Source organism: Pseudomonas sp. SDO52101_S400 (assembly GCF_054071635.1).
Genome location: NZ_JBSVWF010000050.1, coordinates 20,276 through 35,713 on the forward strand (window position 1 = coordinate 20,276; position 15,438 = coordinate 35,713).

General features: G+C 60.3%; 13 protein-coding genes and 1 pseudogene. 6 read left to right on the forward strand and 8 right to left on the reverse strand.

Annotation, left to right across the window (positions count from 1 at the left end; genetic code table 11):
* Nucleotides 1-27 precede the first annotated feature (27 nt).
* Nucleotides 28-1,197 (reverse strand): aromatic ring-hydroxylating oxygenase subunit alpha, encoded by a 1,170-nt coding sequence (locus ACW9HX_RS22165; protein WP_457382257.1) that lies wholly within the window; start codon nt 1,195-1,197, stop codon nt 28-30.
* A gap of 180 nt (nt 1,198-1,377) precedes the next feature.
* Here ACW9HX_RS22165 and ACW9HX_RS22170 point away from each other — a divergent pair, with 180 nt between their 5' ends.
* On the forward strand, nt 1,378-2,091 hold the full coding sequence (locus tag ACW9HX_RS22170; RefSeq protein WP_457382258.1) for a class I SAM-dependent methyltransferase: 714 nt from the start codon (nt 1,378-1,380) through the stop codon (nt 2,089-2,091).
* 17 nt (nt 2,092-2,108) lie between these two features.
* Here the strand turns inward: ACW9HX_RS22170 and ACW9HX_RS22175 are convergent, their stop codons facing one another.
* Nucleotides 2,109-2,420 (reverse strand): hypothetical protein, encoded by a 312-nt coding sequence (locus ACW9HX_RS22175; RefSeq protein ID WP_248743292.1) that lies wholly within the window; start codon nt 2,418-2,420, stop codon nt 2,109-2,111.
* Nucleotides 2,421-2,884: 464 nt separating this feature from the next.
* Here ACW9HX_RS22175 and ACW9HX_RS22180 point away from each other — a divergent pair, with 464 nt between their 5' ends.
* The 4 genes from ACW9HX_RS22180 to ACW9HX_RS22195 all read left to right on the forward strand — a co-directional run bounded on the left by ACW9HX_RS22180 (nt 2,885) and on the right by ACW9HX_RS22195 (nt 7,840).
* On the forward strand, nt 2,885-3,385 hold the full coding sequence (locus ACW9HX_RS22180) for a hypothetical protein (protein ID WP_457382259.1): 501 nt from the start codon (nt 2,885-2,887) through the stop codon (nt 3,383-3,385).
* Nucleotides 3,386-3,793: 408 nt separating this feature from the next.
* Complete coding sequence (locus tag ACW9HX_RS22185) at nt 3,794-4,294, forward strand: sigma-70 family RNA polymerase sigma factor (RefSeq protein ID WP_457382260.1); 501 nt, start codon at nt 3,794-3,796, stop codon at nt 4,292-4,294.
* A gap of 40 nt (nt 4,295-4,334) precedes the next feature.
* Nucleotides 4,335-5,318 (forward strand): FecR family protein, encoded by a 984-nt coding sequence (locus ACW9HX_RS22190; protein WP_457382261.1) that lies wholly within the window; start codon nt 4,335-4,337, stop codon nt 5,316-5,318.
* 98 nt (nt 5,319-5,416) lie between these two features.
* Nucleotides 5,417-7,840 carry a TonB-dependent siderophore receptor gene (locus tag ACW9HX_RS22195; RefSeq protein WP_457382262.1) on the forward strand — a complete coding sequence of 808 codons (2,424 nt, stop codon included), beginning with the start codon at nt 5,417-5,419 and terminating at the stop codon, nt 7,838-7,840.
* A 44-nt stretch (nt 7,841-7,884) separates the two neighbouring features.
* Here ACW9HX_RS22195 and ACW9HX_RS22200 read toward each other — a convergent pair whose 3' ends face one another.
* The 3 genes and pseudogenes from ACW9HX_RS22200 to tssI all read right to left on the reverse strand — a co-directional run.
* Nucleotides 7,885-9,036: an MFS transporter gene (locus ACW9HX_RS22200; RefSeq protein ID WP_457382263.1), complete on the reverse strand. Its 1,152-nt coding sequence runs from the start codon at nt 9,034-9,036 to the stop codon at nt 7,885-7,887.
* A gap of 110 nt (nt 9,037-9,146) precedes the next feature.
* Nucleotides 9,147-9,398, reverse strand: coding sequence for a hypothetical protein (locus tag ACW9HX_RS22205; RefSeq protein ID WP_457382264.1), 252 nt, complete (start codon nt 9,396-9,398; stop codon nt 9,147-9,149).
* A gap of 127 nt (nt 9,399-9,525) precedes the next feature.
* Nucleotides 9,526-10,743: pseudogene (gene tssI / locus ACW9HX_RS22210) on the reverse strand (type VI secretion system tip protein TssI/VgrG); the annotation flags it as partial.
* Nucleotides 10,744-11,012: 269 nt separating this feature from the next.
* On the opposite strand from tssI, the gene ACW9HX_RS22215 reads away from it, so the two are divergent.
* Entirely contained in the window at nt 11,013-12,008 is a 996-nt protein-coding gene (locus ACW9HX_RS22215) for a diaminopimelate epimerase (protein WP_457382265.1), read from the forward strand.
* Between the two features lie 10 nt (nt 12,009-12,018).
* Here the strand turns inward: ACW9HX_RS22215 and ACW9HX_RS22220 are convergent, their stop codons facing one another.
* The 3 genes from ACW9HX_RS22220 to codA form a co-directional block, all read right to left on the reverse strand.
* On the reverse strand, nt 12,019-13,590 hold the full coding sequence (locus tag ACW9HX_RS22220; RefSeq protein ID WP_457382266.1) for a glucan 1,4-alpha-maltotetraohydrolase domain-containing protein: 1,572 nt from the start codon (nt 13,588-13,590) through the stop codon (nt 12,019-12,021).
* A 141-nt stretch (nt 13,591-13,731) separates the two neighbouring features.
* Nucleotides 13,732-14,187 carry a carboxymuconolactone decarboxylase family protein gene (locus ACW9HX_RS22225; RefSeq protein WP_457382267.1) on the reverse strand — a complete coding sequence of 152 codons (456 nt, stop codon included), beginning with the start codon at nt 14,185-14,187 and terminating at the stop codon, nt 13,732-13,734.
* Nucleotides 14,188-14,194: 7 nt separating this feature from the next.
* Nucleotides 14,195-15,430, reverse strand: coding sequence for a cytosine deaminase (gene codA, locus ACW9HX_RS22230; protein ID WP_457382268.1), 1,236 nt, complete (start codon nt 15,428-15,430; stop codon nt 14,195-14,197).
* Nucleotides 15,431-15,438: the final 8 nt, after the last annotated feature.

Below are 15,438 nucleotides of genomic sequence, written 5' to 3' on the forward strand. Positions count from 1 at the left end.
TCTGACAAATGACGAGGGAAAGGCGGATCAGTCCACGGAATGGCCGTGAATGCCGTTGAACACCAGGCGATGAAAGTGATGCACCAGATGCTCGCTTTCATTGCTGCGCTGGGCGTCGATCATGTAGCGGCCCTGGTCGTAACCGAGCGAGCGCAGGCCCTTTTGCACCGAGATGTTCAGGGCGATGTCTTCGGGGCCGAGGTCTTCGTTCATCCACTTCATGCACGCAGTGCTGACGGCGGCCGTCTCGGGGTTGCTGGAGTAGTAGCCGAAGCGCAGCAGCGAGCGCTCGGCATCCAGCGGAATCATGATGAACGAGCCGAGAAACTCGGAGAACGGGAAGGTGTAGAAAGTGTTGTTCGGCCACATGCCAATGTTGAAAAAGCACTCCTGCGGATTCAGCTCGCTTTTCAGCGGCACGCCGTAGGCTTCGGTCGACGACAGATTGGCCGGTGCGGCGTAGGTCCACCAGTGGTCGCGTTTGATCAACTGGTAGCCCTTGAAGTCGATCAGCCGGGCGAGGTCGATATGGCACGGGCCGGACAGCTTGAAGTGATAACCCTCGATGGAATTGTCCATGATCACTTTCCAGTTGGCCGGCACGATCACGTCCTGTTCCTCGATCAGGCGCATGTCGCTCAGGTCCGGAAACACCCGGTACATTTCTTCGTCGGCGCCGGGGAACAGATCCCGCAGCGTCGGTGCGGTCGGGTCGAGGTTGAAGTAGATGAAACCGCCGAGTTCCTCGGTGCGCACCTGGGGAATGTTGAACTGCGCCAGCTCGAAATTCTTCATCCGTTCGCATCGTGGTGCACCGCGCAGGCTGCCGTCCATCTCGTAGCACCACGAGTGATAGGCGCAGCGCACCACGCCGCCGGTGATGCCACGCCGTTCTTCCAGCAAGCGATTGCCGCGATGCTGGCAGACGTTGTGAAAACCATGGATCTGCCCCTGCCGATTCTTCGCCACCACCACGCTCTGGTCGAACAGATCGGTGACCACGAACTGCCCCGGCTCGGCGAACTCACTGACATGCCCGGCGACATGCCAGGCCTTCATGAAAATGTTGTCGCGCTCGGCACGAAACAGGCTGTCGTCGTAGAAATAACGCGAGGGCAGGGTGAAGGCCTGCTCCGGATCCTGCTGATCCCAGGCGTCGACCGGGCTGTGCTGCTTGCGGGTCTGGAAACTGTGCATGAGGCGATCTCCACGGCGTGTTGTTGTGGGATCTAATCTAGGGTGCGGGGCGGTGTGGGGGTTGATGGATTGCGACCAGTTGCTGGACGGAATGATCAATCGCAGGCTGGACCGGGGAGGCCTTGACAGCCCTGCGATAATGAAACTTCACCGCGATCATGATGCAGAGGAAATTTCTCCATGGACAATCAAGCACTCAAGGCTTTGTTCGACCAGCAGTCCGCTGTCTATGACAAGCAGTGGAGCGGCATGGCGCCCATTCGTGATGCGCTTTATTTGCTGCTGGATTCGGTATTCGCGGGCCTGCCGGAAAATGCCCGGATTCTCTGTGTCGGCGTGGGCACCGGCGTGGAAATGGCGCACCTGGCGCAGCGGTTTCCCGGCTGGCAATTCACCGGCGTCGATCCTTCGGGCGCGATGCTCGACGTGTGCCGTCAAAGAGCGACCGAAGGCGGCTTCCTGGCCCGTTGCCGGTTTCACGAAGGTTATCTCGATACGCTGACGGATGACTCCGCTTACGACGGTGCAACCTGTTTTCTGGTGTCGCAGTTTTTGCTCGACCCGCAGGCCCGTATCGGCTTTTTCCACGAGATTGCCCGTCGTCTGGTGCCGGGCGGGATTCTGGCGAACGCTGATCTCGCCTCTGACACCGCATCGCCGGCCTACAAAGCATTGCTGCGTCACTGGATGACGCTGATGGCTTCGGCCCAGGTGCCGGAGGAGATGCTCGAGCGTGCGCGTGCGGCGTATGCCAGCGATGTGGCGATCCTGCCGGCGCCGCAAGTCGCCGGACTGATCGAGTCGGCCGGGTTCGAGGCACCGGTGCAGTTCTTTCAGGCGGGGTTGATGCATGGGTGGTTCTGCCCACGCAAGGCAGAGATTGCCAGGAGTTAGCGCTGAAGTTGAGGCTATCACTCGTCAAACAGAATCCAGCCGTGACAGATGCCGTCAAAATTCTTTGCCGTAAAAAATAGCTCAAGTTCTGTCGCGTCAAATTCTTTGTGCAGCCAGTGCCCACGTACTGGCCCTCTCGTTATCACAAACTCCAAGCGATACCTTTGAACAGTCCACGATCTGAAAGACGCCCGATTCAGTTCAAACCTGTCGCCCTGCTTGAGCGCCCATAGTTTTTCGACAAGACTGCTATCTCGCACCACCTCTTCGGCTGTCGTCAGCAGATGCAGTGAATGGAGCTTTTTTTGAAGCCTGAGGCTTCTAGTCATAAGTTAACCTGTCCATAAGCGAGCCGAGTTTCAACACGATAATGCTGGAGCGCGGAGATGATCGATTTTGCTCCAAAGCTACCCGTTGCGGACGGGGGAAGCGGTCAATAGCCGATGTCATTAAACACTAGAGAACAAAATTTCACCTTACTCAAACGTCCAAACATGAATGTCCGTGCGAAACGGCTGCGCCTTATGCCTCGGGTGTCGGGTTGGCCCACTGAGCGGTGAACTCACTGATTTTTTTCCGCGCTGCGGCTCTCGACGATGTGCAGACGCAGTATGGGAATGCCGCTTTTCGCCAGGATGCCATTCTCAAATTGTCCCGCGGCATCTGATCGGGTCGGTTGTGGGCCCCGCCATCGACCTCAATGACTCCTACCGGTAGCCCTCGCGGCAGGCGTTAGAGATGCGTTAGATTCGCTTCAAGTCTATTTGTAAGCCCCTGCCTCGGATGAACATGCATGGATTTGTACTCGTTTCAAATAATCACACTCGGAACGGACGCTGCGAATGGGCAGGCAACTTGGTTGCAATACCTGGCCGCGCTCTTGACCCCTTTGGTAGCAGCTTTGGGTATCTTGATAGCATTCAATCAGTGGAAAACCGCCCGAATGAAGTTGAAGCTCGACTTGTTCGATAAGAGGGTTGCCGTCTATGAAACTGTCCAGCGTGTCGTGAGAGAAGCTGTCCTTGAGGAGCACTTCACAGATGAAATGCTCTCTGATTACGTGGAAGGCATCGCTGGAACCCGTTGGCTTTACGACGAAAAAATGAAGGATTACTTGATCGACCTTGTCGACTCGCTCTGTCGTATTCGCCCATTTAACGGCCTTCCGGACGACGTGCCTGAGGGATTTGCGAGCGAATTAGTGTTGAGAGAACTTGAAGCGTTAGCGAGGTTGGATCTTCACTGGAATAAGCTCGACGAGAAATTTGCCCCTTTTCTTTCCCTGGGGCACTGACGTAAATCCCCAGACATTTCCGGTATGCACCCATGCACCATTCTCTACGTATAGAATGGCGCATGGGTGCATACCCTCCGCTCGGAATCGGGCAAAGTCTTAAACCCCGCTGAAACTCCCCCCTCTTTCATGACCCGCCGAAACTGGCGGCATGAACAAGACACTTCTCGCACTCAATGCCGACCTCTCCGCCGCCGTCATTGACGGTGTCGCACCTGAATGGCTTGAACGCCTGAATTCCCCGCGGAAACACGAAAGCCGCGCAGATGGTGCCAAATACTGTGCAGCGCGGTGCCAAATCCGGTGCGCGCTTACAGTCCGTCAGCCTCGTCGGCATTCCCGAGGAATCCATTGCTTCGCCTTAATGGGAAGTATTACCATTCGCTCCCCTTTCCTCAGCACGCCGCAATGATCCCCATGCTGCCCCGCAGACCCGGCTTTCTCGAGCATTACGAAGAGTTGATCGGCACCTGGACTCGCCGTCTGCGCAATCGCTCGCAGGCCGAGGATCTGGCGCACGACACTTTTGTGCGGGTGCTCGAGTCCGATTCGTCGGCGGTGCAGCAACCTCGGGCGTATTTGCACCAGACGGCGCGCAACATCGCGGTGGACGGTTATCGGCGTGAGGACCGGCGGGGCGCCATGGAGTCGGAGGCGATCGATCTCAGTGAGTCGCCGACCGGTGACCCGGAGCATTACATGCATGCGATCCAGCTGGCCGATTCCATCGAGCGCGCGCTCACCGAGTTGCCAGTCAACTGCCGACGGATTTTCGTCTGGCAGAAGATCGAAGGCCTGACTCAGGCGGAAATCGCCGAGCGTATGGGCCTGTCCAGGAACATGGTGGAAAAGTATATGATCCGCACCCTGCGGCACTTGCGTGATCGCCTGGACGGGGCGCAATCGTGAGTCGCGGCGTCTTTTCATCCCCAGCCAAACAGGACATTCCATGATGGATACTCGTGATTGCGCGTGCGGGCAAACAACGGTGCGCGATGAGGCGGCATGCTGGTTTGTGCGTTTGCAGGAGCCGGTTGTCAGTGTCGACGAACAGCAGCGCTTCGACGCCTGGCTGAACGAACACCCGCAGCACCTTGACGAATTCCAGTTGCTGCAAGGCCTGTGGACAGCGGCGGATCTGCTCACGGCGCCACGGCTCAAGGCCCTGTGCGAAACCCCACCAGCGCGTCGTGAGCGCCGTCCGCTGCTGCGTTATGCCGTGGCGGCCAGCGTGGTCGCGGTGGCCCTTGGGCTCGGTCTGTTCAGTGGCTTGAATCACCCGGCGGGTTACAGCGCCGAATTCGTCACCGCGCTGGGCGAGCGCAGGCATGTCGCGCTGCCGGACGGCTCGGTGATCGACCTCAACAGCCGCAGCCGCTTGCAGGTGCGTTTCGAGAAGGATAGGCGCCTGATCGAATTGACCGAAGGCGAAGCGATGTTCAGCGTCGAGCACGATACCTCGCGGCCCTTCGTGGTCGAGGCCGGCAGCGGCAAGGTCACGGTCACTGGCACCCGCTTCGATGTACGCCGCGACGTGACGCAAACCCGGGTCGCGGTGGAGCAGGGGACGGTCAAGGTGCAGGGGCGCAATGCGCCGGACAACGAGTTCATCAACCTGACGGCCGGCCTCGGCACCCATGTCGATGCCAATGGCGTTGTGGCCCAGACCTATGCAGTCAACCCGGCGGAACTGACGGCCTGGCGTAGCGGCAAACTGGTATTCAACAACGCCAGTCTCAGCGAAGTCGTCGAAGAGGTTTCCCGTTACCGCGAAAAACCCCTGACGGTCACCAATCCGGCCGTGGCCAGTCTGCGCCTGACCAGCGTGTTCAAATCCGACAACACCGACGCCTTGCTCAAGGCCTTGCCGAGCATCCTTCCGGTGGCCGTGCGCACCCACGCCGACGGCAGCCAGGAAATAATTTCAAAATAAAATTCAGGTTTTTTTCGAGTTCGTCGTCTTCCTGTTCAACTGCAACTGGTTTGCATTAACAGCCGCACACTCTTGCGATCCACAGGACTCCGTACGACGTGAAAAACACCACTGCCAACAACAAAAAATCCCCCTGGTTGCCGCTGGCGCTCGCGCTGGCGGTCAACGCTGCGATGCCGCTGGCCTTCGCCGCCGACGCCATTCATATCCGCGCGCAGCCACTGGGCCAGGCGCTGAGCGAACTGGGTCAGCAAACCTCGCTGCAGGTGTTTTTCAGCCCGGATCTGGTGGCCGGCAAGCAGGCCCCGGCCGTCGATGGCAACCTCTCGCCGGAGGACGCACTGCGCCAGTTGCTGCAAGGCAGCGGCCTGAACTATCAGATCAATGAAGGCTCGGTGACCCTGTCGCCGGCACCGACCGCAGCCGCCAATGGTCCGCTGGAACTCGGCGCGACCGACATCAAAGTGGTCGGTGACTGGCTCGGCGACGCCGATGCCGCCGTGGTGCAGAACCACCCGGGCGCACGGACGGTTATTCGCCGCGAAGCCATGGTCGAGCAGGGCGCGATGAACGTCAGCGACATCCTCAAGCGTGTACCGGGCGTGCAGGTGCAGGACTCCAACGGCACCGGTGGCAGCGATATCTCGCTGAACGTCGGTGTGCGTGGCCTGACTTCGCGTCTGTCTCCGCGCTCTACTGTGCTGATCGACGGCGTACCGGCGGCGTTCGCACCGTACGGTCAGCCACAACTGTCGATGGCACCGATTTCCTCCGGCAACCTCGACAGCATCGACGTTGTGCGCGGTGCCGGTTCCGTGCGCTATGGGCCGCAGAACGTCGGCGGCGTGATCAACTTCGTGACCCGTGCCATCCCGGAAAAAGCCACCGGTGAAATCGGCACCACCCTGGAAACCACTCGCTACGGCGGCTGGAAACACATCGACACTGCTTTCCTCGGCGGTACGGCCGACAACGGCATGGGCGTGGCGCTGTTGTATTCCGGGGTCAACGGCAATGGTTATCGCGAGCGCAACAACGGCAATGACATCGACGACGTGCTGCTCAAGACCCACTGGGCGCCGACCGATCAGGACGATTTCAGCCTCAATTTCCACTACTACGATGCCAGCGCCGACATGCCCGGCGGCCTGACGCAGAAGCAGTACGACGACAAGCCGTATGACTCGGTTCGCGATTACGACAACTTCAGCGGTCGCCGCAAGGATGTGTCGTTCAAGTGGATCCGCCAGATCGACGAACGCACCCAGGCCGAAGTGCTGACCTATTACACCGACAGCTTCCGCGGCAGCACCATCGCCGCCCGCGACCAGAAAACCCTGAGCTCGTACCCGCGTTCCTACTACACGCTGGGCATCGAGCCACGCGTCTCGCGGGTATTCGATGTCGGCCCGACCACTCAGGAAGTCAGCGTCGGTTATCGCTACCTGAAAGAGGCGATGCACGAGCAGTCGAGCCGTCTGGCACTGGTCAACAATGAGCCGGTGGTCACCAAGACTTCCGACGGTCATGTGTTTCAGGACCGTACCGGTGGCACCGAGGCCAACTCGGTCTACGTCGACAACAAGATCGACGTCGGCAGCTGGACCATCACCCCGGGCATTCGCTTCGAGCACATCAACACAGACTGGCACGATCGCGCCGTTCTCGACACCGCTGGCAAGCGTGTACCGGAGAAAAACCGCAGCATCGAGAGCAACGAACCGCTGCCGGCGCTGAGCGTGATGTATCACTTGTCGGACGCGTGGAAGCTGTTCGCCAACTACGAAACCTCGTTCGGCAGCCTGCAGTATTTCCAGTTGGGGCAGGGCGGCTCGGGTGACCAGACGGCCAACGGTCTGGAGCCTGAGAAAGCCAAGACCTATGAAATCGGAACCCGCTACAACGATGACGTGTGGGGCGGTGAAGTGACGCTGTTCTACATCGACTTCGATGACGAACTGCAATACATCAGCAACGACGTGGGCTGGACCAACCTCGGCGCCACCAAGCACCAGGGTATCGAGGCTTCGGTGCACTACGACATGGCTGCGCTCGATCCGCGCCTTGATGGCCTGACCGCCAACGCCGGTTTCACCTACACCCGCGCGACCTACGAAGGCGAGATCCCAGGCTTCAAGGGCCGCGACCTGCCGTTCTATTCGCGTCAGGTGGCGACCGTCGGCCTGCGCTACGACTTCAACCGCTGGACCTACAACATCGACGGTTTCGCCCAGTCCAAACAGCGTTCACCGGGCACCGGTGTGAATGCCGACGGCAGCTTCAGCAACAACTACATCACCGAGGGCACGGCGGACGGACAATACGGTGACATCCCGGGTTATGTGACCTGGAACGTGCGTGGCGGCTATGACTTCGGTGCGCAGCTGTCTAACCTGAAGCTCGGCGCCGGGGTGAAAAACGTCTTCGACAAGCAGTACTTCACCCGCTCCAGCGACAACAACTCAGGAATGTATGTCGGCGCACCGCGTACGTTCTTCGTGCAGGCCAGCGTCGGATTCTGACCTTGCCCGGATCGCTCCCACGCAATGCGAGGGAGCGATCCGGCTCAGACTTTGAGCGCTTTCCCGCCAATCGCCACTGCCACCAGCAGCGCCGCCATCAACCCGAAGGCGAAACTCAGGCTGCTGGCATGGGCGACAAATCCGATCACCGCCGGCCCCGCCAGAATGCCTGCATAGCCCAGCGTGGTGATTGCCGGCACCGCGATGCTTTCTGGCATCACCGTCTGTTTGCCCACCGCCGTGTACAGCACCGGCACAATGTTCGAGCAGCCGGCGCCGACCAGTGCATAACCGACCAGTGCGGCTTCCCAGCTCGGCGCGAACGTCGCCAGAAACAGTCCCGCCGCTGCCAGCAGACCGCCAAACAGAATGATCCGGGTTGCACCCAATGCCCGAACAATCCGGTCACCGGTCAAACGACCCACTGTCATCGTCAATGCGAATGCAGCGTAACCCAGCCCCGCATACGCCGTATCGATCCCGCGTTCCTGTGCCAGAAACACCGCACTCCAGTCCAACGCTGCGCCTTCGGTTAGGAACACGATGAAGCACATCCCGCCGATGAACAGCACGATCCCGTGGGGCACCGCGAACGCCGGGCCCGAGCTTTCACTGCCGTAAGGCAGCATGTGCGGAACAGCCTTGAACAGCGCCGCGATCAGCACCACGACCACCACCAGCATCGCCGCCAATGGCGACAAGCCGAGGCCGAGCAGGGCGCTCACGCCCGCCGCGCCGACGATCCCGCCGAGGCTGAACAGCCCGTGAAACCCCGACATCATGTTCTTGCCGCTGGCCCTCTCGACGATCACCGCTTGCAGGTTCACCGTCGAATCCACCGTGCCGAGCCCGGCACCGAACATGAACAATGTGGCGATCAACGCCGGAATCGACGAAACCGTCGCCAGCAATGGCAACGCTGCACAGATCAGCAGCGTGCCACCGGTAGCCACGCGCCGACAGCCGAACCGCGTGGCCAGAATCCCCGCCAGCGGCATTGCCAGAATCGAACCCACTCCCAGACACAACAGCAACAGACCCAGCGTCCCTTCATCGAGCCCGGCCCGCGCCTTGGCATACGGCACCAGCGGTGCCCACGCGGCAATGCCGAGCCCGGCGATGAAGAAGGCGATGCGCGTGGACATCTGTTGCAGGCGTCCGGGGGCGAGGGGAGGCGGGGTGTTGATGGCAGTCATGAAACGTCCTTGGTCTTGCGGTCAATGGCGTGATGCAGGGCAACATCCTTGCATATCAGTCCATGGGCAGCGACCTTGAGTTCCCGATCAGGCTGATCGGCGAGAACGGCTCACTGCTCGCGAATGCTTTGCGTCAGCTTCAAAAAGCGCGGTACGACAGCCTCGGGTGGTGGCACCAGATCTTTCAGGTCGTCGGTGCCTTTCTGGAAAGTGAACATCTGCGCTGCGATCAGCGGGCTCGCGAGACCGCCGACATGGGCGATGGCGAACCAGGCGCGATCCTGTTCGGTGGTTTCCGGGCGCGGATCCAGACCCCAGCCTTCGAGGGTGGTCATGCGATCACCGATATAGAACTTCTCCATGATCTTCGACTTTTTCCAGATTTCGGCATCGTAGCCGGGGCGGTAGTCGGTGTCGTAGGTGCCGTCGGTGGGTTTGGCGTGGTTGCCGAGTGAGGCATTGATCAGGCTCATGATGACGTTGGGCGTGCTGGTGGTCCCAGTGGAATTGCACCTTGATGCGGCCGTATTGGTCGCAGTGGATTTCTTCGCCTTTGGGGCCGGTGACCATGGCGGTCTGGCTGCCGAGCACGCGGGGTTTCGGGTGTTCGAGGGCCGGGCGGTAGAACACGTCCCATGGAGTGGCGAGGAAGGTGTTGCGGTAGCCCTGGTGGAAGTCGTCCTTGTTGTCGGTGGTGTCGCTGGTCACCGACTCTTCGAGGACTTGCGGCTGTTTGCCTTCGTGGAAGATTTCGGTGAGCAGCCACAGGTCGTTCCACTCGCTGCGCGGGTGGTCGGACATTTCCATGAAGTGGCCGCTGACCAGTCGGGTCTGGTCGCCGCGACCTTCGGCCTGGCGGTAGTCGGCACGATGACGTTCGAGGGCACGCTGGCTGAGGAACTTGCCGCGCGCGCGGTCGATGAAACGGCCGGGGTAGTCGTAGTCTTCCAGATCCGGTTCAGTGCTCTCGCCATCCGGTTTGTACGCGGCTTCCATTTGCAGGCGCGGCTTTTCGAAGTCGTAGTCGCGGCGAGTGGTGCGGCTGGTGCGGGTTTCCAGACGCAGCTTGAAGCCTTTGATCACCGGTTCTTCGGCGACCATGCCGCTGCCCTGCACGTACGCGGTCGGCTGGCCAAGGTTCGGGAACACGGTCTGGTCATCGCCAAACACCAGCAGATGGCCCTTCTTGCTGTGCTGGAAGTGGTAGTGAATGCCTTCTTCTTCGCACAGTCGCTGGACGAAATGCAGGTCGGTTTCGTCGTACTGCACGCAGTAGTCGCGATCCGGGCACGGCTGGCTGAGCTGGAAGCTGTAGGCGTTGCCTTTGATGCCGTGCTCGTCGAGGATCAGCGCGATGATTTTCGGCGCCGACATCTGCTGATAGATGCGCTGGTTGGTGCGGTGATGCAGGTATTGCAGCTGCGGCACCAGCGAGACTTTGTAGCGGGTCAGGCGCTTGCCGGCATCGCCCTGGGCGGCGCGGTAGATCTGGCCGTGGATGCCCGAGCCCTGCGGATCGAGGGCGAGGAACGCCTGTTTGTGCAGGAGTTTTTCCAGGTCCAGATCCGGGTTTTCGCTGACCAGTTCCAGGTCGAAACGGAACGGCTGGCTGATGCCTTCGGTGCCGGTGAACGACAGCACTTGCAGGTCGCCTACGTAGTCCTCAACGGTCAGGCTGAAGTGCGTTTCGTTGGCTGGACTGAACATTTGGCGCTCCTTGAAGTGAAACTGAATCTCCTTAAAGTTCTACAGCCGGCGAAAGCCTGATCCAGAACCGAAGCGGATCATAAAGGCTTAAAGTTGCGCAAAAAGTTGCGCACATACCCTGAAGGCCACGTTTTATAAGGGCTGCTTGAAGTTGCTACGAGATATTTCTTGGCAAAGTGATATCACTTTTGCTGATGTTTCCACGTGATTGTCGATCCCGTCAGGCAGTAGAGTGGAGCGCTGACAGGAACCTGAGTGCAGGAAAACAGATGGCGAAGTTCTACGATGCACGGGGCAATATCTACGGCGTGGTTTCACCCCGACAAGTATGCGAGGCGGGCATCACCCTGCCGGCCAGCGCTGATGACGCCGCTTCCTCCAGAGCAGCGTGGAGCGAGCGGGCCATAGAGACATTTTGCCAATGGCCGGACGGGATTCGTCCCGTCGGCGCCAAACACCATCGCAGCGATGGCTTGCTGATCGGCCCGTTTCAATCGTCGCCACCTTTCGATCTGCTGATCGTCAACACCGACGGCACGCTGGCCGAGCGCAGTGGTAACGGTTTGACGATTTTCTCTCAGGCGCTGCTTGAACAAGGTTTGATGCCGCAAGAGGGCGCGCCACTGCAGGTGCATCACGACAAGCAGGATGCGCCGTCGCCTGTGCCGACCACGGTCAAACCGGCTGTAGTGGCAGGCGTGCAAGGCTTCTGGCTGGATCTCGGCCAGCCCGGTTTCGGCCCGGCAGCGGTCGGTGCGCTTGGCGTTGAACCAGTGTCTTTAAATGGTGTTGAGGTCAGTCGCATCGAGCCACTGGCACAACTCGATACCGCTTGGACGCACAGCCAGTTCGTGCGAATCGGCAATCCGCACTGCGTGACGCTGCTGGAGGATGAGGCGGCATTGCCGAGCAATGAACAGATGCTTGAATCACCACTGGCGGACAGTCTGACCGCCATCGCCTACGCCATGCCCACCGGCGCCGGCCAGCCATGCCCGGCCGGCGTCAACCTGCAATGGGCGAAGCGCGTCGGGGATCAACGCATTGTGGCGCGGGTGTTCGAACGGGGCGAAGGTCCGACCGCCTCATCCGGCACCAGCGCCAGTGCGGTGGCGAGTGCGGCGTGGCGGGTGGGCTGGGTGTCGGCGGGAGAGGTGCAGGTGGTGATGCCGGGCGGGACGGCGCCGATCCTGCTGGAGGAACGCGATGGAGAACTGACTGGCGTGCGTCTGTTCGGCACCGCAGTGTGCGACGAAAATAGCTGAAACCTCGAGATCAGAAGTGCCCGACAGTGTCTTTCGCGGCATCGCTGGTAAATGCGTTATTCGCGCCGCCCTGCCAATACACCGCTGTCGGAGCCTGGCCCCGCACGATGCACTTCCACTCGAGTTTTTGCTGACTTGGCACCTCAACGGTTGTGCTCCAGCGGTTGTTGTTCAGCGTCAGCGCTATCGCATGTTGTGGGTCCCACGCCCCGAACTCCAGAGATGAACCCGCCGCATAAACGCGCTCACCCGGTTGCGGATTTGCGTTGTCGCAATGCACGTTGACTGCCACCGTTGCAGGTTCGACAGGCCCGCTCCAGATCCGGATATCGCCGTTATCCCAGCTCAAGGTCGGCGTGCCCAACCCCTGCGGCAACTGTTGCAGATCGGATTTGAGCGCAATCACCAACGTCCCGCGCACGCCCGACGTGGTGGCGACCAATCCTGAGTAAGCGGTGTTGAAGCGAATCGGCGAATCAGCGCGGATACCGGCGGCCTTGCGCAATTTGATCAATTGCCGGATCAGTTGATCGCGCTGCCAGTCGTACATGTGCGGCCAGTACACGGTCGGTGTGCCGGGGCTGCTGAGGATGTAGGCGTAAGCCAGATTGACCTGGGTATCGGGCAACGGCCAGTGATGTTGGCCGCCGTAGGCACCCGGTGAATAACCGGTGTCATGATTGTCGACGAAGGTGACGGCGATCGCGCGCCAGGCAGGATCCGGATTGCCATTCAGACCGTGACGCCACTCGGCGAGCGAGCCGTTCTGCATACGCTCCTTGAGAGCGAAATCAAACACCGTGCAGTGCGAGCGATCCGACCAGTCCTTGAGCACATCCTGCCAGCTCGCATTGTGTCGCCAGTCGCCCGGCGGGTATTCGCCGGGGCTTTTCCAGTTTTCGCCGACGCAGAATTGCTGGTTGCCGAAGGCGTTCATCCAGCGATCCACGGTTTCCGGTGCGTAGCCACGGACGAAGTCAAAGCGCAGGCCGTCGGCGCCGTAGTTGTCGCGCAGGTTGATGAACTCGTTTTTGAAGGTCTCGAAGACGTTTGGATTCGCAGTGTTCAGATCCGCCCTTCCATCCACAAACGCGTCGCCTTCGTCACATTGCGCGCAATCATGCCGCCACTCATTGCTCCCTCTCGGGAACATGGGAAAGACCGCTTTGTCGCTCATGTGATTGGGCACCACGTCGTAGACGACTTTGACTCCGGCATTCTTCAGCGCTGACGCCGCGGCCTTGAGTTGCTGATCGCTGCCATAGCGGCTGTTCTTATCGAAGCTGTCCCAGAAATAGCCTTCTCCACCACCGGAGGTCTGAGCCTGGCTGTCGGTCCAGCTTGAGCTGTCGTCCCAGACTGGCGCTACCCAGGCAGTGGTGAATCCGTCTTTGCCAATGGTGGACGCCTTTTGAGCAAGTACTGAATACCACGGAGTCGGATTGCGGCTGGAGTTCCAGTGAAAGCCTTGCAGCATGATCTCTTCACCGCTGCCGTTGCGAACGGCGGCGCTCACCACTGTCGTAGCGGCCATGGCCAGGCATAGCGCGAAAATCAACTGAAGTGGTGAAGTCCCTTTCATGATCGTCCCCCCGGGAACGATGGATCCCTTGGGGCTTACTGTGAGCCGGCTCGCAGTGGTTGTCGCCTGTCAGATCTGACAGGTCGGCTCTATCGTTTTGCGATAAAGCTGTCCCCATCCATAACCAGGATTTCACCCGTCTCATTGAGCCTTGAACAATTTCACCGCGACCACGGCGTCTGCCTCCACCCTCAGATGCAGCATTGCTCGTGGTGTGGTCTGCGAATCCTTGAAGCATTCGACAATGACCGCCTGCGCCGCACAAGCCTGCATCGCCAATCGGTCCGCCTCGCGTAACTGGCGTTTTACCGCAGTACTTATCGGAATGGCTAAATGGCCCTCGCGCACGTCTGAGCAAAACTTCAAGGCGACTTCTCTCGGCGTGGGGGGCGGTGGAGATGTCAGGCCAGCCTCCTCGAACAGATGATTGAGCTGCTCCGCCGCACTGACTGCGCGGGGGAAACCAGCGAAGGCCGAAGCCTGCAGGAGCACTTCAGTCATTTCACCCGGTGCGAGGCCCAATGCCAGGCCAGTTTTGAGGTGCACGCTTAGCGGTGGCCCGACCATGCCCAAGGCGATAATTACGGCAAGTGACACCTACACCTTAGACGAACTCCACCACCGGCATCTGCCGCTTCATCAATACCTTGCCAGCGCGGATCGAATACAGCGGCAGACCCTGGCTGCGGATCACTTCGTAATCGCTGTCCGCCGACAGGATCAGCAGGTTCGCCGGACGGCCCTGTTCCAGGCCGTAGCGCTCACCGAGGTGCATGGCCCTGGCGCTGTTGTCGGTGACCAGGTCCAGGGCGCTTTGCAGGTTGCGGTAACCGAGCATGTGGCAGATGTGCAGGCCGGCTTCGAGCACCCGCAGAATGTTGCCGTTGCCCAGCGGATACCACGGATCGACGATCGAATCCTGGCCGAAGCAGACGTTCATGCCGGCTTCGAGCAACTCGTTCACACGAGTCACGCCGCGGCGTTTCGGGAAGTTGTCGAAGCGACCTTGCAGGTGAATGCTTTCGGTCGGGCAGGAGACGAAACTGATCCCCGAATGCCCGAGCAGGCGGAACAGTTTTGCGCAGTAGGCGTTGTCGTAGGAGCCCATCGCCGTGGTGTGGCTGGCGGTCACGAGCGCGCCCATGTCACGGCTGCGGGCCTCTTCGGCCAGCACTTCGAGGAAGCGCGAATGCGGGTCGTCGGTTTCGTCGCAATGCACGTCCACCAGGCAGCCGGTGCGCTCGGCCAGGTCCATCAGGAACTTCACCGAGCTGACGCCCTGATCACGGGTGTATTCGAAATGCGGAATCCCGCCGACCACGTCTGCGCCCATGCGGATCGCTTCTTCCATCAGCTCGCGACCGTTGCGGAACGACTCGATGCCTTCCTGGGGGAACGCGACGATTTGCAGGTCGATCAGGTGACGGCTTTCCTCGCGCACTTCGAGCATGGCCTTGAGCGCGGTGAGTTGCGGGTCGGTGACGTCGACGTGGGTGCGCACATGCTGGATGCCGTGGGCGGCCAGTGTCTGAATGGTTTTCTTCGCCCGGTTCTTGGTGTCTTCCTGGGTGATGGTGACCTTGCGCTCGCCCCAGCATTCGATGCCTTCGAACAGCGTGCCGCTCATGTTCCAGCGTGGTTCGCCGGCGGTCAGGGTGGCGTCGAGGTGAATGTGTGGTTCGACGAAAGGCGGCACTACCAGATTGCCGCCGGCGTCGAGGTCGTCAGGGCCCAGGGTCGGCGCTTCGGTCTGGCGCGCGATGCTGCGGATCAGGCCATCTTCCAGGTGCAATTCGTGCAGACCTTCCTGGTTGCGCAGTCGGGCGTTGATGATGTGCATCGGGCGAA